Annotated in this window: 24 protein-coding genes and 1 pseudogene; all 25 read right to left on the bottom strand. The window is 51.1% G+C overall.

What is annotated here, in order from left to right:
• The gene (locus tag ATN88_RS01650; protein ID WP_067410447.1) at nt 1–576 is read right to left on the bottom strand and encodes a DUF6714 family protein; all 576 of its coding nucleotides are present in this window, start codon (nt 574–576) and stop codon (nt 1–3) included.
• Nucleotides 577–1,857: an eCIS core domain-containing protein gene (locus ATN88_RS01645; RefSeq protein ID WP_067410443.1), complete on the bottom strand. Its 1,281-nt coding sequence runs from the start codon at nt 1,855–1,857 to the stop codon at nt 577–579.
• Nucleotides 1,858–1,889: 32 nt separating this feature from the next.
• Nucleotides 1,890–2,294 (bottom strand): hypothetical protein, encoded by a 405-nt coding sequence (locus ATN88_RS01640; RefSeq protein WP_067410438.1) that lies wholly within the window; start codon nt 2,292–2,294, stop codon nt 1,890–1,892.
• A gap of 14 nt (nt 2,295–2,308) precedes the next feature.
• On the bottom strand, nt 2,309–5,629 hold the full coding sequence (locus ATN88_RS01635; protein WP_067410433.1) for a DUF6519 domain-containing protein: 3,321 nt from the start codon (nt 5,627–5,629) through the stop codon (nt 2,309–2,311).
• Nucleotides 5,630–5,650: 21 nt separating this feature from the next.
• Nucleotides 5,651–7,192, bottom strand: coding sequence for a hypothetical protein (locus tag ATN88_RS01630; protein ID WP_232312682.1), 1,542 nt, complete (start codon nt 7,190–7,192; stop codon nt 5,651–5,653).
• A gap of 280 nt (nt 7,193–7,472) precedes the next feature.
• Complete coding sequence (locus ATN88_RS26505) at nt 7,473–7,733, bottom strand: hypothetical protein (RefSeq protein WP_232312681.1); 261 nt, start codon at nt 7,731–7,733, stop codon at nt 7,473–7,475.
• On the bottom strand, nt 7,730–10,429 hold the full coding sequence (locus ATN88_RS01625) for a putative baseplate assembly protein (RefSeq protein ID WP_067410429.1): 2,700 nt from the start codon (nt 10,427–10,429) through the stop codon (nt 7,730–7,732). The genes ATN88_RS26505 and ATN88_RS01625 overlap by 4 nt, the downstream gene beginning before the upstream one ends.
• A 1-nt stretch (nt 10,430) precedes the next feature.
• On the bottom strand, nt 10,431–10,835 hold the full coding sequence (locus ATN88_RS26500) for a hypothetical protein (protein WP_232312680.1): 405 nt from the start codon (nt 10,833–10,835) through the stop codon (nt 10,431–10,433).
• Entirely contained in the window at nt 10,817–12,955 is a 2,139-nt protein-coding gene (locus ATN88_RS01620; protein WP_232312679.1) for a baseplate J/gp47 family protein, read from the bottom strand. Before ATN88_RS01620 ends, ATN88_RS26500 begins: the two co-directional genes overlap by 19 nt.
• Nucleotides 12,952–13,317, bottom strand: a complete 366-nt coding sequence (locus tag ATN88_RS01615; RefSeq protein WP_067410424.1) for a GPW/gp25 family protein — start codon at nt 13,315–13,317, stop codon at nt 12,952–12,954. The genes ATN88_RS01620 and ATN88_RS01615 overlap by 4 nt, the downstream gene beginning before the upstream one ends.
• Nucleotides 13,318–13,330: 13 nt before the next feature.
• Nucleotides 13,331–13,654: a hypothetical protein gene (locus ATN88_RS01610; protein ID WP_067410421.1), complete on the bottom strand. Its 324-nt coding sequence runs from the start codon at nt 13,652–13,654 to the stop codon at nt 13,331–13,333.
• Nucleotides 13,655–13,670: 16 nt separating this feature from the next.
• Entirely contained in the window at nt 13,671–14,186 is a 516-nt protein-coding gene (locus ATN88_RS01605; protein ID WP_067410418.1) for a phage baseplate assembly protein V, read from the bottom strand.
• Nucleotides 14,187–14,469: 283 nt separating this feature from the next.
• Nucleotides 14,470–15,309: a hypothetical protein gene (locus ATN88_RS01600; RefSeq protein WP_232312678.1), complete on the bottom strand. Its 840-nt coding sequence runs from the start codon at nt 15,307–15,309 to the stop codon at nt 14,470–14,472.
• On the bottom strand, nt 15,309–15,653 hold the full coding sequence (locus tag ATN88_RS01595; RefSeq protein ID WP_067410414.1) for a hypothetical protein: 345 nt from the start codon (nt 15,651–15,653) through the stop codon (nt 15,309–15,311). Before ATN88_RS01595 ends, ATN88_RS01600 begins: the two co-directional genes overlap by 1 nt.
• Before the next feature lie 16 nt (nt 15,654–15,669).
• Entirely contained in the window at nt 15,670–16,290 is a 621-nt protein-coding gene (locus ATN88_RS01590; protein ID WP_067410411.1) for a hypothetical protein, read from the bottom strand.
• Nucleotides 16,291–16,500: a hypothetical protein gene (locus tag ATN88_RS01585; protein ID WP_067410408.1), complete on the bottom strand. Its 210-nt coding sequence runs from the start codon at nt 16,498–16,500 to the stop codon at nt 16,291–16,293.
• A gap of 8 nt (nt 16,501–16,508) precedes the next feature.
• Entirely contained in the window at nt 16,509–18,059 is a 1,551-nt protein-coding gene (locus ATN88_RS01580; protein WP_067410404.1) for an eCIS core domain-containing protein, read from the bottom strand.
• Nucleotides 18,052–18,240: a hypothetical protein gene (locus tag ATN88_RS26495; protein ID WP_232312779.1), complete on the bottom strand. Its 189-nt coding sequence runs from the start codon at nt 18,238–18,240 to the stop codon at nt 18,052–18,054. Before ATN88_RS26495 ends, ATN88_RS01580 begins: the two co-directional genes overlap by 8 nt.
• A gap of 135 nt (nt 18,241–18,375) precedes the next feature.
• Nucleotides 18,376–18,653, bottom strand: a pseudogene (locus ATN88_RS26490) (AAA family ATPase); the annotation flags it as partial.
• A gap of 1,403 nt (nt 18,654–20,056) precedes the next feature.
• On the bottom strand, nt 20,057–21,364 hold the full coding sequence (locus tag ATN88_RS01570; protein WP_067410399.1) for a DUF4255 domain-containing protein: 1,308 nt from the start codon (nt 21,362–21,364) through the stop codon (nt 20,057–20,059).
• On the bottom strand, nt 21,361–22,335 hold the full coding sequence (locus tag ATN88_RS01565) for a hypothetical protein (RefSeq protein WP_067410395.1): 975 nt from the start codon (nt 22,333–22,335) through the stop codon (nt 21,361–21,363). The genes ATN88_RS01570 and ATN88_RS01565 overlap by 4 nt, the downstream gene beginning before the upstream one ends.
• Nucleotides 22,336–22,348: 13 nt before the next feature.
• Nucleotides 22,349–23,155, bottom strand: a complete 807-nt coding sequence (locus ATN88_RS01560; RefSeq protein ID WP_067410390.1) for a hypothetical protein — start codon at nt 23,153–23,155, stop codon at nt 22,349–22,351.
• Between the two features lie 10 nt (nt 23,156–23,165).
• Nucleotides 23,166–23,693: a phage tail protein gene (locus tag ATN88_RS01555; protein WP_067410387.1), complete on the bottom strand. Its 528-nt coding sequence runs from the start codon at nt 23,691–23,693 to the stop codon at nt 23,166–23,168.
• A gap of 72 nt (nt 23,694–23,765) precedes the next feature.
• Nucleotides 23,766–25,712: a phage tail sheath family protein gene (locus ATN88_RS01550; protein WP_067410383.1), complete on the bottom strand. Its 1,947-nt coding sequence runs from the start codon at nt 25,710–25,712 to the stop codon at nt 23,766–23,768.
• 538 nt (nt 25,713–26,250) lie between these two features.
• Complete coding sequence (locus ATN88_RS26485; RefSeq protein ID WP_232312677.1) at nt 26,251–26,640, bottom strand: hypothetical protein; 390 nt, start codon at nt 26,638–26,640, stop codon at nt 26,251–26,253.
• Between the last annotated feature and the right edge of the window lies 1 nt (nt 26,641).

The following is a 26,641-nucleotide window of genomic DNA, read 5'->3' as shown; positions in this document are numbered from 1 at the left end:
CTAAGATGCCCGCCAGTAACGAGCAATTACCTCACCTAATTCGTCATCTGGATAGTCATTCCCGAATCGCTCACGGAAGGCCTCTATGCAGGTAAGTACCGCAGCTTTTTCATCGTCAGTGAGTGTTCCATAGCGCTGTAAGAACAAGGTGTCAGGCCATCCTGATGAATACCACTCGTGATGAAACCCACGTAGTTCTCTGACAAACTGCACCTCATCTCTGCCCGCTATCGGTTCGAGTTTGCTATCCGCATCTTCGATGTTTGGTCGCGTCAAGCTATCAACCATCTCATCAGAAAAAAGGCCAATGTTTCCCTTGTCATTTAGCATTGCTGCCAAAAATGCAGGAAGGTAATAATGAAAGGCCGCCGGGGTTAACATCCACAAATTGCTACTCACAACCTCACGAATGTCATCCGGCGTTAAATCCCAAGGCTCTTTGGCAATCAACAGCGCTTCTAGCGGTTCTTTTTCTGGGTCGAACACATCCGCCACAATCAAATGCTGATTGTGAGGCTTGGTTCTATGTCCAAAGGCCAGTTTTAACTGTTTGATGACGTTTTCAGTTTGCTGCATTTACGCTCCATCGTCCTCGCTTGGGGAAATTGCTTCTTGCAATGATGTGAGAACCGCAATCAGTGCTGCTGCTGTGGCCGCAATCGCGGCTGCTTCTGCAGCTGTTACTGCCGCTGCGGCGAGTGCAGCGAGAATCGCTTTGATCAGCAAAATGATTGCAGCGATTAACGCGACAACCAGTGCTGCTGCGGCCAACGCCATGCCCCCCATTATGGCAGCATGAGAGGCTTGCACAACCGCTTCCATGGCTGCGAGCAATTCAGGAGAACAGTTTGACCCTGCAAAAAAACGCTGACAACGCACGATGGAGTTTATCAGGTTACAGACTCGCTCTCTGTGTCCTTTATTGCCCCCTCTAAAACAGGTTGTATCAAGCGCAATTCGCGATGTCATCTCTGTCGCCATTGCCGCGATTTTTATTGCCAGTAGTACACAGCCATCTGTCCCAGAGCAGCGTCCTAGCGGGTTGGTAATTTGCTTTGCAGCAACCACTGCAGCGCGCAATGGAATGTAAGAGCCCCAACTACAATCACCCGGAGGTGCTAATCCATCGCCGGGAAATGGCCCCGGGCCAGGAGGACAAGCTCTTGCAATAAAAGGGCGCGAAGTTCGTGTCGTCACTTCTGGTATTACAGAACGTTGCACTGTCTGCCTTGCACCACCTTGCTGAATCACGTGTGTTAGCTCATGCGCTAACAAGTGTCTCCCTTCAAAAGAGTGAGGGTTGAACTCCCCTTTTCGAAACACGATATCACTACCAAGCGTGTAAGCTCTGGCATAAATTGAGCGTGCCGCAGTATCTGCTTTGGTATCGGTATGGATGCGCACATCACTGAAATCCGCCCCCATTCTCGATTCAAAAAATGCCTTAGACTCGCCAGAGAGAGGCTGACCACCCGATACTTGATTGATTGCATCGCCTGCGTGTGCAGAAACCTGATTAGCAGCATTGGGCGATTCCGGCTCTCGCATTATTTGGTCTTCTTCTTCACAAGCAGCGCATTTTCTCTGAACGGACGGCACGCTTGGTGATGTTGAATCACTCTGATGAACGGCTTGATCCGCCATTACAGCGCCGGCAACACGATCTGCTTCCCGTTCGAAAACGTCCCCGGGTTCACTGATACTTGGTTTCTTCTGCACACATGGCTTTCGTCGAGAGCTGAACATGCTTTGGGGAGCATTCAGTATATTGCTGACCTGACGCATCAGCGGGTTCACCGTCAGAAGGTCAGTTTGGTGGTTACCATCTGGCACTTTTGCTTGAGGGGCGTAAGACATGGCACGTTACCTTTTCGTCTTCATCGAATCGGTTATTTCTTTGTAGGTCGTCTTTTCGTTGTCGGCGTTGCTGGTTTCCTCTTTGCCGTTGCTTTGACTAACGTATCTGCGCTCACTTTGGGAGTTCTTGGCGTGCGTGGTTTCGGCTTAGGTTTAACGTCGGTGTTGGGTACGTCCTGATCTTTCACCATGTCCTCAAACTGGGCAATCTCACTGAGTTGCTTTTTCTCACGCTCAATGGCGTCATCGATTTTCTTGTTGAACGCCGCGCGCTGTTTCTCCAACTCAGCAATCCTGCTTTGTACCCTCGCCTTTTGTGCCAGTGCGGTTTCACGGGTTTTCATAATCGGATTTTTCACGCTATTCGGTTTCGCGGCTTTTTGCATTTCACTAACAAGCGAAATGTGCTTTTTCAGAACGGTGCTTGCCTTTGCCATGATTCGCTCCTTAGTTAAGCCTGTGTATTGAAGTTAAATTGAGGCGATGGGAACTCTGGGTGATTTATGACATTGCCTCGCACCACATTACCGATGAAAGGACCCGCCATATTGTTGAAGTCGAACGAGGGCAGAAAAAAAGTGCCAGATTTAATGTGATTCCCCATGACCGAGGCATGATGACCGTTCAAAATGACTGTCGCCCCTGAAGCAATGTCATCGGGGTTGTTACCGACATGCTCGATAAAGTTGTTGTTGAACAGCACCCGTTCAAACCTGAATCGGATATTGTCTGTCAGCGTGGTAGACAGAATCTCAACCATGGTATCGGCACTGGAGCCGAGGAATTTGTTGTTCGATATCTGCGCGGAATACCCCAGCAGAACAAAGCGGGAATCACTCACAGGGAAAGAAATCTCAAACAAGCCCTGCATCAGTAACGCGCGGTTATCCAACACACTTTGCCGCGTGAGCAAGTCAGAGTAGGACACAAGATTGCTTTCAATTCTGGCCTCAAGAACAAACAACGCACCAATACCCACAGACGCTTGGCCATTGACCACATTATCCTCACCCACGCCGGTGTTCAGCACTTCGTTTGATTCAATATGGCATTCGCCGAGTTGGAACAGACTCATAATGGACGAGGCAAAAATGCCATCACCCGCAGACCCCACATAATTAAGGCGATTTGCGATCACGCCTGCTCGAGCGATGCAGAGCAAAAGCACAATGCCACCATGCGTGCAGTTGGAGACTTGATTGTTAGAGATGTCGACTCTGGAGCAACGCTCGCAAGTCATTGCTACACCACAGTCGAAAATTTGGTTACTCATGATTTGAACATCTTCGCTTTGACTGACGAACACTGACAGCGTCATCCCCACGACGTTGTTGTTCTCGACACTGACCAAGGAACATTCCGTTATCGAGATCGCCAGTTCAGTGCCTCCGTCGCCAGAGATGTCATTGTTATCAACACGAATACCTGTCACCTGTTCAACAACAACGCCGCCGCTACAGCCACGAATCCAATTCTGAGCAACAGTGATGCCGCCGGAGAAAAGTTCATCATCGCTTCCTACCAGCACCGCAATCTGCACTTCGACCTGTTCCTCAGTCTCGATGCGGTTTCGTTCCACCAACGCGCCAACGCCCCGTACCATCACCCCCGTACTGTCCTCCGCCAACAGCACGATTTGATTTTCAGATACCGTGCCATATGCACAATTGCTTTCAATGGCAACCGCGTCTTGTTCGCCAGCCATTTGCCCTAACGTAATGCGGTTTCCTTTTATTTCGCTGTAGGTAGCAGTGGAAAACGGCGAGCCCGCAGGCTCGTTATTCACAACAACACCACGAACAAAGCCTTCAATGTCGTTATCGATTACCCTCACCCGCCCTGTCAGACGGGCGACTACAACACCAATTAGCCCGCTCAATTGCGCGTCTGAGTATGAAATGACATTGCCTTGAACCAAAATGTCTTGTCCATCGTCATCCATCCAAACACCGATAGGCGCACCTTCCAACGTGCAATGCGCCACCAGCATCCGTTCACAATCAAATAGTCCAATTGCAGGGTTACCAAACCCCGGTGAGATACTATCGACCGAAAGGACACGACAGCTTTCAATCACGCTATCATCGACACCACGAAACGCAATGATGCCTTGCGGTTGTTCTGTGCCGCCCCGATTAATGATGAAGATGGTAGAGAGATCAATACCCGAAAGCCGACTCCCGTCATCAGAACCAACCAAAATGGCCGAGTCGTTACTCAAATTCTCTATTTGCGCACCGTGACTTTCACCATGCAGTGATACGTTAGGATGGCGAATCACGAGCGGACGGCGAATTGTATGAACACCGACTTTCAAACAAACACATCCACCGAATTCTGGCGAAAGGCTATCCAAAGCGGCCTGAATATCTTCACCAGGTCTGACGACAACTGTGCAGCAGCCAGCAGTTCCTATCGGGTCTCGACAATCTTGAAAAATAGGTTCAACAAATTCCCCTTCACTCACGTCGACAACGGCCAGACGGCAGTAATGATGATGAAACGCCTGCGGCGGTGCATTGGTGAAGGTTTCTACTGAGCTGTCGGCATAGCGGGTCACAAAGCTCCAATTGTCACTCACGTGGTAGTCCGCCCCACTACCATCTAGATCGATGGCCACTTCAACGCCATCTTCTAACGCGATGAAAACACCCTCTGGTGCTGGAATTAATCCATCGCTTCCCGGAGCGCCCAGATTGACAATATCGTTGCCATTGGTATCCAACACGACACCGGATTGATCCCAACGACGAAGTATCGGATGGATACTCTGATTGGCCGCAGTCGATGCAGGGACCAGAAGAATTTCCCCTGCTGCCAGTGGCGCTTCGAGCACAATGGTATTCGTGGCGTCATTAACCGACAGTACCCTCACCATGGTACCGGGGTTGCCTTCCAACACTCGAACATCATCCGTGATTTCCGCCCAGTCTCCCGCGTTGAAACGCAGATAATCATCTTTCGCCACTTGTTCTAGCGTCAGCGTATTGTTTGCAGGTTGAGCTAGAATACGCCCAGCAAATGCACCGTTGACTCGCGACCACTTAAGAAGCGGCAAGCCATCGTCATTAACATCATGCACAGAAACCATGTAGGTGCGGTTTTCCAGCCCTCGATACCCGCCTTCTGGGGGCAGTAAACACGGATCGTCCACTGCCGAAGCAGGGTTCGCTCGTGTTGATAAACGCGCGCCAGATGCTTGGGTAAATGCGCCCCAACCCTCTATGTCTTCATCCTCGGTATTGCAGGTTACACCTTCATCAACGGCAAAAAGCTTTACCTGCCAAACCGTTTGAATCCTAGCACTGGTATCAACACCGATCGCGGGGTCAACAAGCTCTGGTGCTTCAAGGAAGGTCACAGGCCGTTTCCAGACGTCCAAAAACACCAGATAACGACCATCCTCCAGCTCCAGAGGCTCCATAATCGGAAGATAGGGTTGGGACTGAAAAGGCACAGGCTCATTGCTGCGCATTTCTTCTAAAGGGAGGTAAAAGTCGTGTTCGCCAAAACCAAAGTTCTCCGCCATCAAACCATCGACATAATAACGGCCAGGATGAACAAGAAGCTCCCCACCAGAAACAGCAATTCTAAAGCTGTCTGGCAGATGTGCCGGATAGCCACAAAATCCCGCTAAATCGATGGTTTCAGCGCGAAATCTACGATCGATAATTGCCGCACCTTCATTTAACGGTGTGTCAGATACCACTCTTCCCTGCATAGAAACCAGTTCGGAGTAGTTATGGCGTGAATCAAATGTTTTTCCTGAAATATCTGTAGCATGAGTTCCTCCTCAGGTCACATAGATCAGGCCCGCATCAAGGCCGATAGGTAGAAATTCATTGAGACGAAACAGCAAAGCGTCATGCCGCTGCGGGTGATAGAGATGGTGATAGACGCCCATTTCGCTGCCACTGTCCGCACCTCGCAACAACTCAACGGGCGCAGACAGTAGAAGCTGCCCATAAGCCGCATCGTTGTAGCGGATGGAGGTGAATGCAGGAACAACTCTGGCACGAACACCACGGGCAATATGGCTCCTTTCAGCATCCGACAGTGCCGGATTTCGAGCTTCAGCCGCTTCAATGGCTTTCGATGCCGCAAACTGAGGCTGACAGCGGTGCTGCCTTGGCACTCGGGATAATGGCGGAATGTAAGAGAACCGTGCACATCCGGTTTGACGTTGTAACGCCCAAACCGGCGCAGTCCACCCATCACCCACTGCCAGCGAAGCATCCAAAATCGAGTTGGATATCAAGGGAAATGAACGCGCGCCCACTTTGCCAATAACCGTCGATTCGCACAGGGTCAATACTCCGCCGTGTTGACTGCCATCCAATGATGAAAATGCCGTCCCTGTGTTGGATGCGGCATCGATAATGCTGTCTTTCAAAGTGACTGACGCGCCTTCTACCGTTCTGATCGCACCGAGAATTGAACGCTCAATTTCAACGGTAACGTTAGGCATTTCCACCACCAGCGATGGCGAATTCGGAGAGACAGGGTCGCCGTGAATATCCAATGACAACCCCGGCACCAAGGTAATATTGCGAAGCACCAAACGACGGAGTGCATTGCTGCCATCATTCGGCACTACAATCTGTCCACCAGAGATCACGAGTCCATCGAGCACAATTTCTGACTCATCCCCGCCAACCAGCGTCATTGCATTGCCATCAAGATCGATAAACGCACGGTGACCATCTGCCGCTCGAAGCGACAAGGTTTGGTCGCTATCCACGGCAACACTCAATGCCTCTTGAAAGAGGTGTGATACCCCAATCTCTGCCACGCCACCCGTTGAAATAAGGTCCAGTGCAGGCTGGATACTGTCACCTTCTCCAATTGATTGAACCGCCATATTTGACGCGATGAATCCGCCGCTGCGAGAGTAAGATCCGCCGCCGATGTCAGCACTGAAACCGTAGTGATAAGTCACGCTTACAACATCAGGTTCGGGCATGCTCGCGGGTAACGATATTCGCCCCAGTTCGGGGTCAACAGAAATGAGGTCGACGGGTGAATGCGCCCAATCTGCAACAGCATCACTGAGATTACAGATCTGCAGTTGGTCTGCCGTTTGCAAAATGCCGTCAACAAAGACTGTAAAAGCGTGAGGATAGAAAATGGCTTTCCGGTCACCTGCAATGCTGCGCCTTTTCAGCGCAACGGGCAGATTCTCCTCTTTGGCAAGATGATTGATGTCAGGCTCTGGGATCGGCTGATTGTAAAGTTGCGTGTTGCACCCCAGTGGATTGAATAAGTAGCGTCTTGCGGCGAAGCGATAGGCTGGCACAATAGATTGTCGATACTGTCCAAGACGCCACAGAAACACGCCAATATTGCGAAAATGGTGCTTGCCCTCTCCCTGACGGATCCGTCCGACAGCAGTGGAATAACTGGCCGAATCAAACGCGGTACCAATACCATCACACTTTGCGCTGTCACGCAGATCTAACGTGTAGTGATTGTTCGGACGCGGCGCGCAAGATGTTCAGGTCTTGCTAACAGTTGAAAGAACTCCATCACTCTTGCAGGCCAACGCGTGGTGTCAGTGGCAAGTTGCTCTAACGCCAATGCCACCCCTCGCTTTCGGGTCAATCGAATCTGATTCGCTACCGCTGCCCTTTGCTCACGCCGGGGATGTCAGGGCCAAAACGGTAGCCAACCAGTTCACCCAAATACGCAGCAGCCCACTCATCGCAGGTATCAATAAACTGGTTATCATAGAGACGGTCAATGTCATGCTTCACAACACCCGCCTGCTCGGCAAGAATCTCCATCAACGCTTTGAGAGGAAAACCCTGCTCCTCATCTCGGCGACGGTATACTTCGGGCAGAAGTTGATAAAGCGATTCAGGTGACAAGCTGCTCATAAGCTGGTCTCCAAATAATCTAATGCGCCCGGGTGAAGGCTGAGGATTGATGCGCCAACCACATCGCCAGAAAGGTTCTCAGCCATAGATGCTGCGATGCCATCACTGCGCGAAGGTGTCGTTCCCGTATACAGCCTTTCGATAACCACTGCATCAACGCCATCTACGTCATGGAGCAGCGCGATAATCTCGCTGGCAAACACAGGCTGACCAAAATCCCTCGCCTCAAACGAAAGCTGCTCGCGTAACATAGCTTCGGCACGCACTTTCACATCATCACTGAGATAATCAGGATGCACCTTCAGCTTTACCCCAAGCCGGAAAAAAGTTTGACGAAAGCTTCGCAACGTAAAGCGTGCGAAAGGATCGCCTGCGGCAATCAAGGCATCGGTCAGTGTGTTATGCAGGTCGCTCCCCTCTGGAACCTGCACACCGTCTTCTGCAGCGACAGTAACAATGACTTGTGGCCCTTTGCTTGAATGGAGCCATTGAGACGTGGCTTTCGCAATACCACCGAAAGCACGCGCGAAGTCTGCATAATCTGTTAGAGAAACGACGCGCCCTAAGGTTCGGCAAGAAAGCGGTGCGCTTATCCGCATTTCATCACCACTTTCAGGGTTTGCTCCACCTTCGGCAGCCAGCAGGTTTTTTACCGCTTCAACCCCCAGGGGCTGAGACATCAGCAGGTTGAGTTGCCCAGCCTTCACTCGGCCTTCCAACCCCAAGGTTTTTCGATAGCTGGCGCGGATGTTTTGTTGTCCTTTTCTCGGCATTGCGCCTAAAACGCCATCCCCAAAGCTCACATGGCTATAACCGCTTTCATCAATGCGTAGCGTGTACACGCGGTCTGTGGGACTGGAATTCAGAAAATTTGGTACCTGTTTCCAGAGGATTTTGTTTACCCGAATTTCCATTGTTGGTTTGACGCCCGTTGCCGTTTTGGCAGGAACAAAGGTTTGAGGAGCTTGTTTGGACGTGAAAGAAAGATGGGGTGTTGCATTCCCATCTCCCATCACCTCTACCACTGACTCGCCTTGCGTGGCATGTGCGACATTTGCAGCGATACGAAGGCTTTGAGGCAGATACGGAGCACTCAAGGTTTCCGAAAATGTCACCGTGGTACCGCCTTCTGCCGTCAATGCATGAGATACCGACTGAATGATGCGTGTCGCGATCACTGGCTCTTCCCCAAGCCCGGCAGCCAAGCCACTTAATATCACCTTACGCCCCGCTTCTAGCCCTGGATACCAACCGTGGAGATCCAGCGAAGTACTGGTCTCATCAAGAGGATCCATGATGGGCGGTTTGGTGATGGTGAGCCACTCACTCGCACCAAATACCGTGGTACCTCGAACAGTAAATGTGTCGAAATGGGCATCTGAGTTAAGCGTTAGGCGCGAGCTTTTTCCAGTCACGGAGAAGAAAGCAGCCGATATGTCAGAGGTATCGTTCACGCTATAGCGCGACCAGTTATCACCATCAATCAGCACGACCGTAGAGCCCTTACCGATCTCGGTGACGGCGCGTTCAAGGTAAACATGATGCTGGCTATCCTCATCCATCAGTTCGAGACTGCCAGCATCGGCCCACGTCGATGCGGTTCTACCGGCATAAGGCCCAGTCGTCACGTCTTCAACAATGACGTCACTTCCGCTTTTAGTGAAGACAGGCGATGTCCCCGTCAGCGAATAATGCAAGGTATCTAATGGTGGTGCTGTGTGACCAAATATCGCGGCTTTGGCTCGGAATACTTGGACCTGACGCACCTCTTGAGAACCCGCCAATATTGGAGAGAAAAAAGCTTTTTCGGACAGGGCTTCGTCACTGAGGGTGTTTGCTAAGTCACCCGCCACAAGCGTCTTCCCAATGTGTTCGTGCAAAGTATCGGCAAAGACAGTGGTTACAGTTCCAACACTGCCGGATGCAGGTGAAACCAAAGGCTCACTCGCTAGTGTCGACACCTGCAACCAGGTCAGATCTTCAGCATCTGGATCGTTGGCGATATCCGCCAATACGGGTGTAACAGCATTGATGGTAGCAAACACTTGGGTACCATTATCTGCGACGAAATAAACGGCATCACCCGGCTTGAGGTTTAAGTTCGTCCCGGGGAGAGGGATTCGGGTGGTCGTTGGCATCAACGGATGAGAATGTGTTAGCTTCGGACGAATTGCATTCCAAGCCGCGCGAGCAGAAAGGTCATCTAGCGTTTCATAGATCACAGGCTTTTCATCTTGCCCCGGCGTGCTCTGCACTTTCGTGCCAGCAGGTACCGTGATTTCTTCAGGAATGCCCTCTCCCGCGGCAATGGTGAATGCCAAGTCTGCTGTCGCTGCCGCCCCTGGATGAGGCACGTAGTCAATTAACGTTGCTAGTTCATGCAGTGAACCTGTTTCCATTGCAGTATTGACGTAGGCTTCGTTCAACCACATTTCATTGTAAAAGGTCAAAACATCGCAACTGGCCGACCAAGCATCAATCAATGCCAACGTGAAATCGCCGCTATCACGTGACGTTAGCGTACCCAACGCACCGAATTGAGATGAGGAAAGCCGGGCAGTCATACTGCTGAAAAAGTCGTGATATTCTCCGCTACGATAGGAAATTCGAGTGAGGCCAGGCGCATTTTGTGGGGCTTTAGGTGTCAGCACTGCTGTGCCAGTGCATGCGCCACAATGAGACTCGTTATTCGACATCTCAACGCCCTCCATCTAGATCAAGCAGAAACACACCATTGCCGGGATGGCTGACATCGTTGTCTACCCGAGCAATTTCTGTTCGGCTGAACGTCAGTTTTCTGTCTACCAAACCACTGGTTCTTGGGTCGCCAAACCGACGAAATCGTGTTGCTTTGGCTGCAATCACACCCTCAACATGTTGCGCAGCCGCTAGCCAAGGAGAAAGGTGCAAGGTTTCCCCTGCTTTAAAACGATCGGGGTGCAATAATCCCATTGCACCATTCGGCAATCGGTGAGGAGAGAAAAGTGCTAACAACCGCTGGCGAACATGAGATTTCGATGTGTTTGGTGCCACACAAACATGGAGCGTAACTTCCAAGGGCACATAGGATGGCGTCGACACCTCTACGTCATGTGCTGCCAATCGAAATTTTTCATAATGTTGTCGGAGTGCACTTCGGAGTGATTCAGACACGTCGACTCGATCTTTTGGATCTGGCAAGCAAACGTAGTGATCCAACTGCCCGTGTGGATGTATGCACAACTAACATCCTGCACACCCGAAACGCGTCTGCCTAATGTTTGGTAATCTTCACGGGTAACCGCCCTCTCCTGTGTTTTAAATAGAAAAGGCGCGCGCTTACGGATTTCTGCGTTCGTTTCTGGGTTTCGTCCTCCCTCACCCGGCGTGACATTTCGCACTTCGGTCACTTCAGGCAGGGACCGTGCCAGATGGTAGAGTTTATCTGGCCCGATATGACCCGCACTGCCAATGCCTACCCGATAGGTTGCGGTAAAGCGGGTTTCCGGCAAGGGTCTGCGTCCAAACGTGTTATCGCCAAAACGTAGGTATACCTTGCCATCACGCTCAATTTCAGTGGTAAATACAGAAGCTGATTCATCAACAGCGAGTAAGTCGGGCACTACGTCAAACGGGCGAACTTCCACACCATCATCCGCTGACAACGACACGCTAGCGAGAGTGTTATCTGGCATAGGCGTTTTTAGAAGCTCAGAGGCTGGCGCACCCAAGATGTAATCAGGAGTAAAAGTCAGCGGTCGGTTGGCAAACGAGGGACGATATCGAGGAAGAATGGTTTCAGCTTGCTGCGGATTGCATTTTGCTTCAGCACAGCCAATACCCTTGTCCGACTCAGACTGGTCGCCAAAACCTTTTCCCGGAGCCCAACTTAACGTCGGCAATGGTACTTCAGGAAGCATTTCGCCAGTTATCGTCTGACCGTGATCGACCAGAACCATATTGCCTCGGGCAACTGACACAGGCTCTAGGTACTGGCGCCCCTCTTCAATCGAGGTTTCTGACGACAAACACAACGGGAAGCGGAGCGCATCAGCACCGTGCCATTCAATCTCGGTGATCAGTTGCTCTGTCACTGGATCTGACAAGGGATCACCATCTGCGTTCACGGCTTGCACCTGTGTGAGCAATACAACCTGTCTTTGTTGCAAAAGCTTATCAGCCTGACTGCCGCTTCTCGCACCGACGATCTCTTCAAACGCGAGATACATGCCCGCCGTAAGATCGGGAATATGTCCAGATAAGGTTGCCTTCGTCGCCCCTTTGGCAAGGTGGCAACGTGCATTGCTCCAGGTATAAAAATGCATCTCGTTGTGCTGCGCAAAGAGCGCAGCAATATCAAAGCAGGTTTCGTAGACCGCCCCGCTTTGTGCCAATAAGGCATCATCACGCACGAATGTCCGCGGTTGCTCGCTAAGTCTTGTGCATACCGCAGTGCCCGCGGGAATCACGTTCGTTGACGGTGCTATGGGAAGCACATCGGCCGACACCGCAAAGTGGCAGAAACAACGGGCGTTACACCCCTCGTCGATCGCGTAATCCACCAGGCGTGTCATTCGCTTCAATGAAATGCGTGAACGGGCTTTGTTCAAATAAGCTTCTGTGGTTGCTGCATCTTGTTGATACGCCAGTTGGTCAGCCGTATACGCCAACACATCGACCAGTGCCGTGGACAAATCAGCAGGGTGACCACTCGCCGCAGCAGGTGCTGTCACAGAAAGTCGAACAAGCATCATTCTTCGGAAGGAATAGAAGTCCCGCACGGTGTAATCCAAATCGGTGTCTGTGACCTCTGGATCAGGACAATCACAGTGGCTTTGACAGTCAAACGGTGTTGGGCATTCGACTTTAAAGGAAAACTCAACAGACGAGAGCGCTGGGTCAATTTCTGGAGGTGGTAAGGGATTTAGCGGGCTGGTGACAATATTCAGTGTGTAGGGCGAAAAGTCTCCAGGCTGAGCAACTTCAATCACGACGACATTGGTCTGTCCGCCTAAACCCATCACAACACTAACTATCTCAATCGCGTTCGGCCCTTCAATACGAAGGTTATCAGCGGTATAAACAAATACGCTCGGATCATTGACCAGATAAAGATGGAGAAAGCGTTGTCTGTCAGATTCCAGCACGGCTTCTCGATCGACAACTTCAATAAAATCAATACCATTAAAGTCAGATTGCCTTACAGCCTCGCGGCGTCGCTGGTCGCAACAAAAGTAGATCATGCTGACACCTCCCGCTCAAAGGTGGCTAGCTGAGATTCCCCTGTTGGTAACACCACGTAAGCAACATCAATATACAAGGCACCATTTTCAAATCGCACGCCCACATCACTGAGGTCAATATCATCCTGCATCCACGTTTGAAGTGACGTCGACACCAAACTTCTCGTGTTTTCGACAACCGCATCACTGATCCCGGCGAAAAGCAGGCGGTGCAAGCCACAACCAAATGTCGGCATCATCACCCGCTCACCGGGCTCAGTAAAAAGCACTTGTTCGATACGATCGCGAATCACGTCCAAATGCGTCGTCGTGGCGGTGCGGCCTTGGGTGTCAATACGATAAGGAAAATCAGGATACGCCATGGTCAATGCTCCCTTATGTCGCCAACACGCGAGGTTGCACCACAGATGGCATCAAGGGCGTGCCTGTTGGCGCACAAACAGATTGCCCAGTTTGAATAGCAAAAGGCTGCCCCAACGAGAGCACACGCACTGAGCCTGAAAGCCATTGCCCCGTCACGCATGGCCCGTTCCCAGCAGTAGGCGGTGGCATTGCACATCCAGCAACGGCGTAAGGTGATGTTTGCAACACGGTCGGTTGCCCTGAAACCATAACTCGCGGATTTGGCACTGTTGGCGTTGCCTGACCACCGTGGGCACACATTACGGTCGCACCAACATGAAGAATTGCTCCTGGCATGTCCTTCATCCTCCCATCAAGTAATGGTGAGTGCGCCGTTATTGATATCCACGGTTGGGCCAACCATGGATATCTGCGCCCCTTTGCCGTTGTTAATGAATATGCCTGCATCCGTCACTGACAATGTTGCCCCTGTCGCGGTTTGTAACGTGATCCCTCCCATTCCCATTGGGCCACCAATATCGCAAATCACGATCCCGTTTTTTGCCATGGTTTGAAGGGTCAGAGCCGATATCGGAGGTGTGACTGTTTTGGCTAACGTTGGAACATCGGTTGCCACGCCCGCGAAGCAACCCGTCCAAATGGGATAGTCAATATCGCCCTGCTCAAACTCAATCCATACGCCAGCACCAATCGGAGGCACACCAAAAATCCCAGAGTTCAAACCAAGTACTGGTAAACAAGGCAGACACCAACTACCCGGCATCATGCCGGACACATCCGGGACGGTTGCCAATATTCGCCCTTGCTGCATAGGGTCAACGTTGTTAATCACTGTGCCCCGATACTTACCGTAGAATTTCTCACTCATGCGGGTACCCTGTTCCAGATTGGAAGAAGTCCATCCCTGCTTAGCTCAAAACTCTGTTTGAGCTCCCCCTCACTTAGCGTCGTGGTTACTGACTCCACATAATGCAGTCCATTGAACGCATGTCCCGCACCGCGGAGCGAGACCAAACGTTTCGCTTGAAGCAATGACCCGTATGCCAATACGTCCAGAGAGCCGTTCATTTTTACCGCTCTGACAGCGGTTTTCGCCGCCTTAGCCAGACCAATCAAAGCGGCCTGAACCGGAGAGTATTTCGCTGTACCCTCTATAGGCGAGTGCCGAGAGGGATGGGTCGCACTAAGCCCAAAGGCGGGTTGAGCGGATTCACGTCTGGAACGGGGATGCTGATAGGAACTTTAGTTTGAGGGTTCACAATAGTGACAATAGGAATTTCTGCGCTTTGCGTATCTACACTGCCCGTCAAAGACATCACATTGCGGTGCGCGTCCAGATCGTCATTCAGCGGTCGTTGCACTTTACCAATACGAACATCCGGCCCCCAATAGGCTTCTGACACACCCACAGTATTGGTCGGGTTCATGTAGAAGACATAACCTACTCGCTCAGCAAGAGACTGAATATATTGCAGATCCGTGCCCTGATGATTGGGGATACGTTGCGTCGGCACAGGTACGTCAATCAGCACTGACGGAATGACTTTCGGGATGATTCCAAGAAACGCATATTTCGCCAGCACCAGATTAATGCGCGCAAAATCCGGCATCGCGGGATAGCGCATAAATGAAAAGTCGATGTAATCCAACACACGGGTCAAGTCCTCGCCGGTGATGGTCAGCCTCGATACCCCCGGACCACTTCCCGGATTCACACTGTGATCGGTAATCACGCCATCAATCAACACTGAGGTTTTGCCAAACATCTCGACGGCAATCACCGCACGAACCAGCGGAATGGGGTTTCCTGCCGACAACAAGAAAACGGTATGCAACGGCGAATTGTTATCGACCTCAAACACCAACTGGAAAGCTGAAGGGCCCTGTGTATTATTTTTCACTTCGCAGGAAACAAAAGCATTAATCACCGCCTTAGAAACAGGAACCGGTGCAACAGGGCCAATGTAGAGAGACATGACAACGTCCGACATTACCCCTCCCCGTTTCCGGTGGTGAGTGCGATTTTTCGCCCCGGCGTGGAAACTAGCTCTTGCGGATAATTCACCAAATTGGCATCTACAATCATCCACCAGAGAGAGGCATCGGCGAAATAGGCTGCGCCAAGCAGATCAAGGCGGTCTCCTTCTCGAATCTGTAACGTGGGCACTGTCCCTTCCTGCGCTGGCTGTGGCAGGAAACGACGAGTTACAAATACACGTTCACGGCCGTGTTGATCGGTCATCACTTTCAACGGCATGCCGTTATAACGGCTGGATGCCGTGAAATCAGCGGTTTCATCCGTGTTGCTGAGTAAAAACTGGGTTAAGTCTGTCATGGCCTACACGTCCTTTTTATTCCACCGCGGGTTTAATGACTTGTGCCGCTTGCTTTTCCAAGCCATCCAGATAGTGCAAGAACAGTGACGAAGCGGGATGATCGAAACCAAGGTCATCTACCGATAGCACTTGCAGTGACAAACTGGCTTTTGCGCGCAAAGGATTGAGCTTGGCACTGAAAAACTCTTCTGCAACAGAGAGACTCCCAACCTTCACGGGCATTCTGCGCTGCAACCCCCAACTGAAAATCGGGAGTGGCTGGGTCATCGGAATAATGGTCAACCTCCCCTTGCGGGCGCGGGCATCGTTATCCAACAACTGTCGCTTCGTAGGTGAAATCAAACTGCGAAGTGCCGCGATGTAATGCCCAATCCCATACCTCACTGCATCCTTGTCACCTCTCTCCAATGCATCAGTCGCATCCAACATGGCATCAAAGGTAATGGTTTCTTTTGGTGGACCGTTGAGGCGTAATTGCTCATTGCGCGTCTCTGATGTAGTCGGCGATTTCACTTCAAACTGCGTGTTGAGCGATTCGGGATTGATCAGCAAAGGAATCGCACTGATGGGCTCACCACTTTGTGGATCAAGCAGCACGATGCCTGCTTTGAGAAAATTAGGTTGAGATGACAACATCTAACGCGCCCTCCCTGTCGACAATGTCTTCATCAACTGTCTAGCCGCTTGGGATGACGCGCGTTGTTGCGCCACTTGCTGACGTTCAAGTGACATATTCTGCATCGTCGGCCAGTTCTGCCTGACCGCATCAGACACTGCGCGATACACCTCTCGGTAGTTGGCGTTGTCCGCAATCTGAATTTGCTCGAAATGGATGTTCACTTTCATGCGGCCTCCTACGGTATCGCCAGATTGGCGGGGATGGTTGGCCAAAGTGGCGGGGCAAGAGAAGGCAACATGCGAACACCGCGATAAATCAGGTAACCAATACCTACTGTCGCGGCTGCGCCAACCACCACTTCTGGTTCCACTAGCGGCCGTGTTCTTACGCGAGGAACTCGAACAGGTTGAGGGTTAACCACTGGAACAGGGTGAGGAATCCTAATTGGAATGGGGTGCGGGCGCCGACGCGGTTTGTTGTAGCAACTGTAGTAATGCACCCCGTTTGATGCAGACGCCCCTGTGGCAGGCCAAACACGAATGTACTGTGTTGGGTTTGCCAAGAAAGTGACGCGTGGGAACGCAAACGACCACATTGAGGTGGCTGACCCTATGATACGCCTGTAGTTGGCGATGTCGGCATTAAGCTGCGCTTCCGCTACAGCTTGCCGATTATTGAGCGGGTTCAGCCAAGATGCGGGCTTTATTTCACCCACTTCATCTAAAAATGGGCCTGTCGGATACTGAATCACCATATCCGGTCGTGTCGAACCCGGAATTTGAAAGCCAGGATGCCCTCCCCCTAAGCAGTTGGAGCTTTGGCTTGCTGCATGTAAAAGGCCACAAGCACCACCGATTTGCATGTGAGCCGCAATACCAATCTGATTTGCAGACATCGCGGGCACATTACACCCAGCAACAATGGCGCGCTGAATAATAGGCCTCGTCGTGGGATGCTTGTTCGAAGCCGAATCCAGCAATTTTGCCTGCGCCAATGGCGGTGCACCTTCATTTTCGTATGAACCAAAACTCTCAACCGCAGATTCAGGAATGAGTATCAGCTTATGGCTCTCATCTTCCATCGAACGGAACGAATCCATCGTGGCGACCAACTCTTCTTGCTCCCACATCTCGCCAATAAATTCGAGATTATGTGAGGGATTTTCCGTTCCCACGGCAGCAGCAGACTCACCCGCCCCCATTCTTTGGGTTGCTCGACCTATCGAACCTTGTGGCGAAGAAATTCTGAACGGCTTACCTTCGGCAAACGCATCTCCGCCTCGGTCGGCTTCTTGCTCATAGGTATCGCCTTCACCTTGCAGCTTTGAAAACGCCAACCCACGTCGCTGTTGAACAACGTGCGTTAACTCATGACCAATAAGGCGAAGCCCATCTGGCGTATCTGGCCGATAGAATCCGCTACCAAAATATACATCTGAGCCTGCTGTAAAGGCTTTCGCCTGCAACCTTCGCGCATAGTTTTGAGCTGCTCCACCCGTGAAGAAGTTCACGTTCGGCATATCATTACCAAATGTCTCGCGCGCGCGTTGGCGAAGCGACTCCGGCATCACCCCATCGGGGGCTTGATCACTAGAGCTAAGCGAGACTGTTGGTTTTTTCAACACATCGCTTTGTACTGATGCTTTCGCCGCGCAAGCAGAACACGATTCTCCTTGCGGTGAAGGGTTACCACAGCCGCATTTTCGCTGAATCGCAAAGCTTGTTTTCTCTGCATGACTATTTTCTGTTTTTGCCTGTTTGGGATGTAGTGCAGCGAACTCAGCCATAGTCCAAGTCCCCCGCTTTAATGGGACGTTCCAGCTTTTGAAGTTCGCCTGCCGCCGCTTCCATCAACCAGCGCATCGACACGTCTTCATTGTGTTGCGCTGCAAGAAATGCCCCGTTTAACGCGACAGTGTGGATATTGCCGCCTGTAAGATTTAGCTTTGCCAAACGTGCTGTATCCACATCTTTTGCCAATGGTGTTTGAGATGGGAAAACCGTACGCCAGATTCGCTCACGTTCAACCGGACCAGGGAAGGGAAAATCGACGACAAACCGCAGCCTGCGTAGGAACGCTTTGTCGACGCTTGATTTTAGGTTTGTGGCCAGAATCGCAAGCCCGCTGTAGGTTTCAATGCGCTGAAGCAGATCATCAATGCCGATATTGGAGAAACGATCATTGCTGTTTTTGACGTCTCCGCGCTTTCCAAACAGCGCATCGGCTTCGTCAAAAAGAGGATTGCTCCGCAACGCTCTGCTGACTGAAAGAGCGAGCGCATTTGCTTCTCTGACTCGCCGATGTACTTGCTCATGACACTGGCAAGGTCGATGCGGTACAAATCGAGATTGAGCGCGTTGGCAATGACCTCCGCCGCCATGGTTTTACCCGTTCCGCTCTCACCACTGAACATGGCACTGATGCCCATGCCACGGCTCATTTTGTCGCGAAATCCCCATTGCTGATACACGCAATGCCGAAGCGCAACCTGCGCACTTAATTGTTCCAACATACGTGTTTGAGGGTCTGGCAACACCAAATCATGCCAGGTTGCTTTGCACTCGACACGCTGCGCGAGTTTACCCAAGCCAGCAGCTTCATTTTGCTGGCAAACCTGAAAGAGATTTTGCTCAAACTTATCCGAGTCACGGGATTTTGCTGCCGCGATGGAAGAGGCGCGGACAATCTCCTGTTCACTGAGAGAGAAATGCTCTGCCAACCTTGCAGACAATGACACATCGCTATTTTTCAGCACTCGCCGCCACAACGATGTTTGCTCCGCCACCGTTGGACGTTTCACTTCTAGCGGAAAGCTTCGCGGCAAAAGACTGGCCGCCATTTGACCTGAATCGACCAACGCTACCCCTCCTAACCGATTGAGGAATCGCGTCACTTTTCCATGCGTTGTTACATCTTCAACATCGTCAATCATAAGAAGCATGGGCAGTAGCCCCGCCTCACGAAGCCAAAGCCTGGCTAAAGCGTCGAGATCGTTGGCTTTTGAAGGAAGGCTTGAAACTGACAACCTTTGAAGATGAAGTCCCAACTGTTCGGAAATCGCCTTGCCCATGGATAACTTGGCGGCTTTATCCTCCCCAAACAGCTCAACCACAGTAACGGCATTATTTTCAGTGAATGCGAGGTTTTGATTTAAAAAGGCGAGTGCCGCGTCTAACGCAGCTTGCTGAGAAGGCGCCAAGGAAGACGCATCCAAGGCTGGCGACTCAAGCAGGACACTCAAACGCTCATCGATGTAATTGAGACCGCGGACAAAATTAACCACGCGCTCATCCGCCATTAAATAAGCATCACCTGCACCTATAGGTTGCCAATCTATCAACAACCAATAGCGGAGGGGCGAATGAGGAGAAAAGCTCGACCAACTGCACTCCGGCAATACGTTGACTGCTATCATCGCACTTGGGGCGCGTTGCGCGAAGTTGCCTGACAGTATCCCACAACGCTCTGAAATCGCAGGTTCCAGAGCTGCCGCCACTGTCAATGCCAGTGCAGCTTGATCGCTAGCATCCAATCCAAACTGATTGATGAGAAGGTTAACCGCAGATGCCTCGATCTGATGGGTATTCGTCAGGTAATGGCGATTCAAATCAACAATCGACGTCAACGCTGTTTGACGATCAACGCCGTCTTCTTCCTCAATACCTAATGCCCTACTGACCCAATCCACGATGGCATTAAGATGCGCGTCGTTATTCCTCCGCCATTGTTCAAACGCAGACCCGTCAGAGGTGTCATTGAGAGGGAAAGGAAGCGGCTCAGTCATCATGGCACCGTAATCACTTGAGTCGGGTCATAGATAGGAGCCCGCGGCACAAAATCAGGGGCAATCGGAGGGCGATCTTTGATGATGAACCAGCTGTCTACACCATCAACACGCAGCCTTGCCGTGTACGCTCCTGCCGCAAGCGGCCCGAAAACAAACACCAAGGTTGCCGTCGCGACAGTGACCGACTCGGCCACAGCACCTTCAGCCCCCAACCACAATGTTGCTTGCTGACCGGGGAAAAAGTGTGGCGCGACGTTAAGCGTCACCACCACTGAGGTACCGTTTCGCACCACACTCGTCGGTGGTAAGTTCATCACAGGGGCAATCTGTATTGGAAGCGCATTGGAATCTTGTGTGCTCCCGCCAACCTCCGCCGAGAACGCGACGGAGTAACTGCCCGCAGCCCATGCGGCTGCGGTGTTCGGTATTGTGACGGAGTGCGCGCGTGCCGCCCCTCCTGCATCAGCATTCACTGTGCGCGTGATGGACTGAGAGATGTGAGTGAAGGTAAATCGCGGATTGACGCCTTCTAAGCCAAAACCCTCTGTATCCAAGGTATCACCTAACCGCGCGCTGGACTGAAGTGCGGGCGGAATAAAGCGGTTAAGCTGCGGAAAAGTAGGCGTCAGCGAAGGGAATACATCCGGCCCAGTGTTGTCCGCACCGATAGTTAACACAGGCAAGGCATTACTTGTCGGAGACTCAGCTTGAATCAGTACTGTCGAGACTCGATACAGTGCAGATTGGCGATACTGGCTCTGCAATGCACTCCAAAGCGCGGACTTTTCGGACACCGACATGGTGTGGGGTGCGATGCGAATGGCTTCCGCTTGGTCGGCTAATCCCGTATCTGCCAGTGCTTGAAGCAAAGGCGGTAAGCCTGCTGCAATTGCCGGAGACGGATTAAGTGCAGTTTGTATCTCAGCACGCGTAAACCCCGGGTGTTCATGCAAAATCTGCATCGCGTAACCAAGGAGCACATCATTGTGAAGATCTGCCGTACCATAGGCACTGACGATGTAGAAAAGATCGAGCGGCAACGGCGTATTGTTAACGCGTTCGCCATTGCTGTTTCGGGTCGGTAAGCACTGATTTGCCCACGCGTTATTCACGTCGGTATGGTAAAGGAAGATGTTTAGAGCGGGTCCATTGTCCTCTTCCTGCGCCAACATTTGGTCGGGCGGAAGCGCATGAACGGGCACATTGGTATTCACCACAGACGCAACATCATGATCGACTAACCCATCATTAAGTAAATCACGAAGAAGTTGCGTAACACCTGCTATCGCCAGCGCACTGCTCATCGTTTACCTTCCTTACGTGCTCGAAGGTAGTCATTGAGACTGATAGGCGGTTTCCAGCTAGGTGTGCTGCTCTCTTGGGATCTTTCTGTCGACACGATCGATACATTGGCGATGGTGACAGAGACCTCTAACAGCTCGGGGGCTAAATTAGATGGCGATTCGCCTCTGGGGGTATGCCCTTCCAAATTCGCATTGATGTTTAGAGAACGATTCTCCGCATTCTGGCTGTTTTCACCCAAAATGGCGGCTGCGACGGCTTTGGTGAAGTCACGTCGTCTGGCATGAGACGTTGATACGGTTTCCTGCTCATCCTCAACGGACATGTGACGTCTTAACGAATCGTCGTGTTGGACAAAAGAGGTATCCTCTGCCGTGTGCTTTTGCCTCTGACGATGTTTTAACTGACGTTGTTCTTCGATGTTTGAATGGCTTAAAGTGTTTTTGTCATGAAGCGCCTCAATCCCCCGGTAGTGTTCTTCCCTCTCTCCATCTTTCTCTTCATGACTTTGTAACAGCCCTTTTTGTTGGGCTTGATCACCATGTGTACCTTGCTCATCACGTTGACGCTCACGGTACTGAATTGAAGTCTGATGAGGCTTATTGAATAGCTTATCACCAAGAAAATCATCTGAGATTGAAGAAGGTTTCGAGGTTTCACGCTCCGAATCTATATCGATATTGATGGATGATTGGTCTAGCCGCGTCGTTGTGGGTAAAGGCAGTTCCGACTCGAAAGCTGTCTTCGACATTGTTTGGTTTGGGAATGTATTTTTAGGCTCATCATTGGGTGAAAACGAAAGAGAATCACCCGCATCATTAGTTACACTGTCACTTTTCGTTTTAGGAGGTTGATGAGATTCATAAGCGAGTGAAGACGATGAAACACCCGAATAGTAAGAGCCTACAATCGGCTTCAGGGATTGCTGCCCGGTGGCATTGCGACGAATAAACTGGCTCAGTAGTCGACTCATACCATTCCTCCCGTCACTCGATAAGCATCGCGATGTGACGACGACGTCGCGCCGAACTCATGGAAAGAATATCTTGGCTTGACCAACCGTAAGCCGATGCCAAGATGTGCACATCCCAAAGCTGCTTTTCTACTGCGGCAGATAATTGCGCCCAAAACTGATTGGCAATATCAAATTGGTGCTCTGTTTGAGCACTGCATTCTGGACACGTCGCATTCAAGGTCACCACTGAAAGGGGTTCGAGAGATAGCATCGCCTGCTCTAGTGTCAGGTAAAGCTGCTCCCATGCAGCCCCCTCTTCCTTTTTCGCGGAAAACGTTTCTTCAATGGCGGCAAAATCCGATGGTGCGATCACACGTTGTGCGAACTGGCGAAGTGACGCATCTCCGCGATGCATGTCGTGAAAGTCTTGAATTCTGGGTAAGCGAAACTGGCAAGGTAAACCTTGTACCTCCATCTCATGGTATTCGGTAAGGTAAACCTCAGTGTTTAAGGTAGCTGTATCAGAATGCCACGCAGCGGCAAGGCGAGAAGATGCGGTGTTGAGCAGTTGGGAAGTCGAAAAGTTGAGCTGAGTTTTGGCACCACAAGCATGACATCGACCTTCAACGCTGATGTCCTCACCGAATTGATGTTGATAGGCCAACAGCAAGAGATGGTCTCTTCCCGCCACCGACCAATCTGGCAGCGTTGGCATCAGAGCGTCCGGCACATAAGCACCCGCAAGTAAGGCTGCCCGTGCCTGCGCATCAACGCTCGACGCGCGTTCCCACGCCTCTACTTGTTCATTCTCGTCTAACCGTCGCAACACCATATTCATGCGCTAACTCTTACTGCTCTGGATGCACGAAACTTGGTTCTTGCGGTGCAGTTACGGTATTGCTCTCCCACCCTTCATTTTCGAGTTTGATAGATTGGATCATAAAGGCAGAGCTTGAAGCGTCCAACGCTGGAATCGCTTTGTATTCCGATACCCAGCAGTTGTAGACGGTGTAACTGAGTACCTTTTGCCCCGCCTCATTAAGCACGTCGATAATGATGGTCTTGCGAAAATCTTTTAGAGACACTTCGCCACCAAGATCAGTCCCAATGCGCCAAACCTTGTTCGCCCATTGCTCAAACTGGGGGTTTTCCGTCACGCCACGTTCCAAGGTGATAGCCTCAAACTTGGCTTGCCCAGGCGACTTGCGGGTATGAGACGGGTCGCCGCCAGAGCGATACTCCATCACCTCTACTGTTCTGCTAAGCCCAGATACTTTCTGTATCGCTGCCAGCACATCACCACCCGCTTCTTTGACAATAAACTTGTATCCGGGATACGGAACAACACGCTGACCATTAACGTTGAGCTGAGACATAACGCCTCCTCCCTAGCATTGCAAAATCAAAGAGTGGGCATCGCTGACACATCCAGTCAGCGATGCTTGGGATTAACTACCGCTGTTGTTCATCAATTGAAGACTGACGACCACAAACTCAGCGGGTTTCAGCGGTGCAAAGCCCACTAACACATTGACGATACCGGCATCAATATCCGCCTGCGTGGTGGTTTCAGCATCACATTTCACGCGGAATGCCTGCTCGGGCGCACTGCCCTGAAAGGCACCTTGGCGGAACAGACCCTGCATAAAGTTGGTAACCGCAATGCGAATTTCCGACCACAGCGGTTCATCATTCGGCATAAACAGTGACCATTGCAGCCCTCGGAATAAGGTTTCCTCTATAAACAGAGCGGTACGACGAACGGGGATGTACGTCCATTCCGAGGCAAGCTCGTTAGCACCTCGAAGCGTTCTCGCACCCCACACGATGTTCCCGCTAATTCCGCCATTTCTGAGGCAATTGAGGCCGATTGGATTGAGCTGACCAATCTCGTTATTGGTCATGTTGTGATTGAAACTGATGACGTTGCGAAGACTCGCGGTTATGCCAGCGGCAGCCGTCCAAATTCCTGCTTCGCTATCTTTTCGCGCATAAACGCCTGCTACTGTGCCGCTTGGTGCAATGGTTCGAAGCCGGTTTTCATTATTGGGATCGGGAACCTGAACGCGAGGATAGTAAGCCGCGACATTTCGGTGGCGAAGTCCAGCACCCGCGACTTCATCCATCCAATCAACGGCTTCTTCTGCACTGTTCACATTGGCTGGAGGGTCAATCAACAAAAACGCCCGTTGTTCTTCGCAGTAAGCAATCGCAGGACTCATCACGCTCGACATATCGGCAACGTTGCCGTTGTTAAGATCTGATGCTTCAGGGATCATTAAGATGTTGAACAAATCCACATCTTCTAACGCATAGATTCCCGTGCGCTGGTTTCTATTCCCGCGAAGTTGGGCCGCTGTGGGTGCCGCACCATTTGCCCCCGCTGTCGCTGCCGTTTGCTGACCTGCCGGCGCAACGGTGTTCATCGCGTATTGCTGTACGTTGTCTTCCGTGCTGGCAACCAAAGCAAGCACTGTACCGATATCACCTGCTGATTCAGCCATAGAAACAACATGCCCAGCGCGATAATCGGCACTATTTCTGCCAGTAAAAATGGCCAGTCGATCACCACGTACCACCACCTGACATTGCGCCCAGAGTGGATCAGCAGGGCGAGTGTCTCTAATGGCGTTTTGAATCATCAAAGCCGCTTCCGCCATGGTTGTGGGCGGTGTGCTGGCATCAACAGTCACATCGTGTGCACCTGTCCCCAAGTTCACCTGCAAGGTATTCGCCGCAGCGACCGCGGCATAGAGTGTCGTGTCCTGCACACCTGAATAGAACCCCGTTGGTGCAGGTCTGTCGGTCGTACCCGCAGTGGTGAGTTGCACCATGACAGAATCATCGTTAACGACGTTCAGAACGTATCTTGGATGTGTCGCTACCATGGACACGTTGCGATAGGTCTCGGTACGAACAGGAAGTTCTAAACCATCAACATGGCGAATTTCGGTCACAGAGAGATTGAACAAAGAGGCAGGGTCAGAGGTGAGATAGTCAATATCGACCCGTATATGATTGTTCCAAGTCCCTGGGTCTTGAACGGCGTTGCCTTGGAACTGACGCCCAGCGTTGAATGTCAGCGTACTCGCCCCATTCCAACTTTGTGCGGTCATAGAACCATTCGTCCCACCACCAACCCTAACAGCAATCGCCTCTCCTCCACCGTTTGTGTAGAACTGAGAGACCGCATAGCTGGTTTCACTGTTGGTATTTACGCCTCCCATGTGGGTGTCAAAATCACCCACATGAAACATACGAACCGGCGTGTTCAAAGGCCCTCGAGAGAAACCGCCGACAAACGCGGCAATTGATGTCGCAACACCGCTAATCGAGCGGCTGCCACTAGGAATTTCTTGGATATAAACGCCGGGGTATGTCAGTGCAACGGGCATGAGTGACCTCCTCTACCATGACAATGAACGTTCAAGATGGCGTTAGAAGCGGCACTGGTGTCTGGCTAAAACCCAAGGCTCAGGTATATGCCACAGCAGACATGAGTATTAGTGCTGCAATACACAGAAATGATGGCTAACTTTCATTGGTTGATATGTCGCAAAAACAAGAGATTAAGTCGGTTATGAGTTGAGCAGTGTAAAAAGCACGATTGTTTTAAACGCTATTATTCAACGCGTTAAGTTGGTGTAATCGTTATTACAAATTGCCTGAAATATTTTTCTCATTTTTTTGGATATTCGCGCTGGATAGTGAATAAGAAGTTTTTGTGACAGCGGGAGTTATCTATCGGCAGCGGTTTAAGCACCCACAGTGGAGGGGCAATAACGAAAAACACAAATGCATGGATTTATAGGCAGCCACTTTCTTTGGTGCACTTTGGCACTAGAAACGCCAATTTCACTACTTTGATACGAAATTGCTCTTTAAAGACACACGTTATCAGCAAGACAGAGTGTGTCCCAGTTTTATTTATGTCTAGTTAACTGGCACCTTGTCCTCACTATTTTGCACCTTTTCCATCAAGAGCACCTTTTTCATCGCAAGGGCCTTTAGTTGGTTATCAATAATGGTGAGTTCAGCCATCGCTCGTTCTGTATCCCCTTCTTCAATAAGTTGCTCGGCAAAAGAGACTCTCGCCACCATAGGCGACAAACTTATCGCATAGTTTTCCAGCCCTTTCGCTAGGGTTTTCACCTGATCAACCCGACCATTTTCCATCAGCAAACTCACATTGGCCGCACGCGTTCTTGCTGTTTCAAACCGTTCCTGCATTTGAGTAAAGGTCGCTTCGACCCCGTTTTTCCATTGGCCTAGCGTTGATTGAATTTGAGTGGACTCTTCAGACTCAGGAAACAGATGCGCCAAT

The sequence above is a fragment of the Enterovibrio coralii genome, from assembly GCF_001559595.1.
Taxonomy (GTDB): Bacteria; Pseudomonadota; Gammaproteobacteria; order Enterobacterales; family Vibrionaceae; genus Enterovibrio; species Enterovibrio coralii.
The sequence above is the reverse complement of the archived record's forward strand: the minus strand, read 5'-3'. Positions and strand labels throughout refer to the sequence as shown.

Excerpts from the sequence above, each read along its gene's own strand:
- ATN88_RS01650 (WP_067410447.1), bottom strand. The coding sequence starts at position 576 with ATGCAGCAAACTGAAAACGTCATCAAACAGTTAAAACTGGCCTTTGGA.
- ATN88_RS01645 (WP_067410443.1), bottom strand. The coding sequence starts at position 1,857 with ATGTCTTACGCCCCTCAAGCAAAAGTGCCAGATGGTAACCACCAAACT.
- ATN88_RS01640 (WP_067410438.1), bottom strand. The coding sequence starts at position 2,294 with ATGGCAAAGGCAAGCACCGTTCTGAAAAAGCACATTTCGCTTGTTAGT.
- ATN88_RS26505 (WP_232312681.1), bottom strand. The coding sequence starts at position 7,733 with ATGAGCAGCTTGTCACCTGAATCGCTTTATCAACTTCTGCCCGAAGTA.
- ATN88_RS01625 (WP_067410429.1), bottom strand. The coding sequence starts at position 10,429 with ATGTCGAATAACGAGTCTCATTGTGGCGCATGCACTGGCACAGCAGTG.
- ATN88_RS01620 (WP_232312679.1), bottom strand. The coding sequence starts at position 12,955 with ATGATCTACTTTTGTTGCGACCAGCGACGCCGCGAGGCTGTAAGGCAA.
- ATN88_RS01615 (WP_067410424.1), bottom strand. The coding sequence starts at position 13,317 with ATGGCGTATCCTGATTTTCCTTATCGTATTGACACCCAAGGCCGCACC.
- ATN88_RS01610 (WP_067410421.1), bottom strand. The coding sequence starts at position 13,654 with ATGCCAGGAGCAATTCTTCATGTTGGTGCGACCGTAATGTGTGCCCAC.
- ATN88_RS01605 (WP_067410418.1), bottom strand. The coding sequence starts at position 14,186 with ATGAGTGAGAAATTCTACGGTAAGTATCGGGGCACAGTGATTAACAAC.
- ATN88_RS01600 (WP_232312678.1), bottom strand. The coding sequence starts at position 15,309 with ATGTCGGACGTTGTCATGTCTCTCTACATTGGCCCTGTTGCACCGGTT.
- ATN88_RS01595 (WP_067410414.1), bottom strand. The coding sequence starts at position 15,653 with ATGACAGACTTAACCCAGTTTTTACTCAGCAACACGGATGAAACCGCT.
- ATN88_RS01590 (WP_067410411.1), bottom strand. The coding sequence starts at position 16,290 with ATGTTGTCATCTCAACCTAATTTTCTCAAAGCAGGCATCGTGCTGCTT.
- ATN88_RS01585 (WP_067410408.1), bottom strand. The coding sequence starts at position 16,500 with ATGAAAGTGAACATCCATTTCGAGCAAATTCAGATTGCGGACAACGCC.
- ATN88_RS01580 (WP_067410404.1), bottom strand. The coding sequence starts at position 18,059 with ATGGCTGAGTTCGCTGCACTACATCCCAAACAGGCAAAAACAGAAAAT.
- ATN88_RS01570 (WP_067410399.1), bottom strand. The coding sequence starts at position 21,364 with ATGAGCAGTGCGCTGGCGATAGCAGGTGTTACGCAACTTCTTCGTGAT.
- ATN88_RS01565 (WP_067410395.1), bottom strand. The coding sequence starts at position 22,335 with ATGAGTCGACTACTGAGCCAGTTTATTCGTCGCAATGCCACCGGGCAG.
- ATN88_RS01560 (WP_067410390.1), bottom strand. The coding sequence starts at position 23,155 with ATGAATATGGTGTTGCGACGGTTAGACGAGAATGAACAAGTAGAGGCG.
- ATN88_RS01555 (WP_067410387.1), bottom strand. The coding sequence starts at position 23,693 with ATGTCTCAGCTCAACGTTAATGGTCAGCGTGTTGTTCCGTATCCCGGA.
- ATN88_RS01550 (WP_067410383.1), bottom strand. The coding sequence starts at position 25,712 with ATGCCCGTTGCACTGACATACCCCGGCGTTTATATCCAAGAAATTCCT.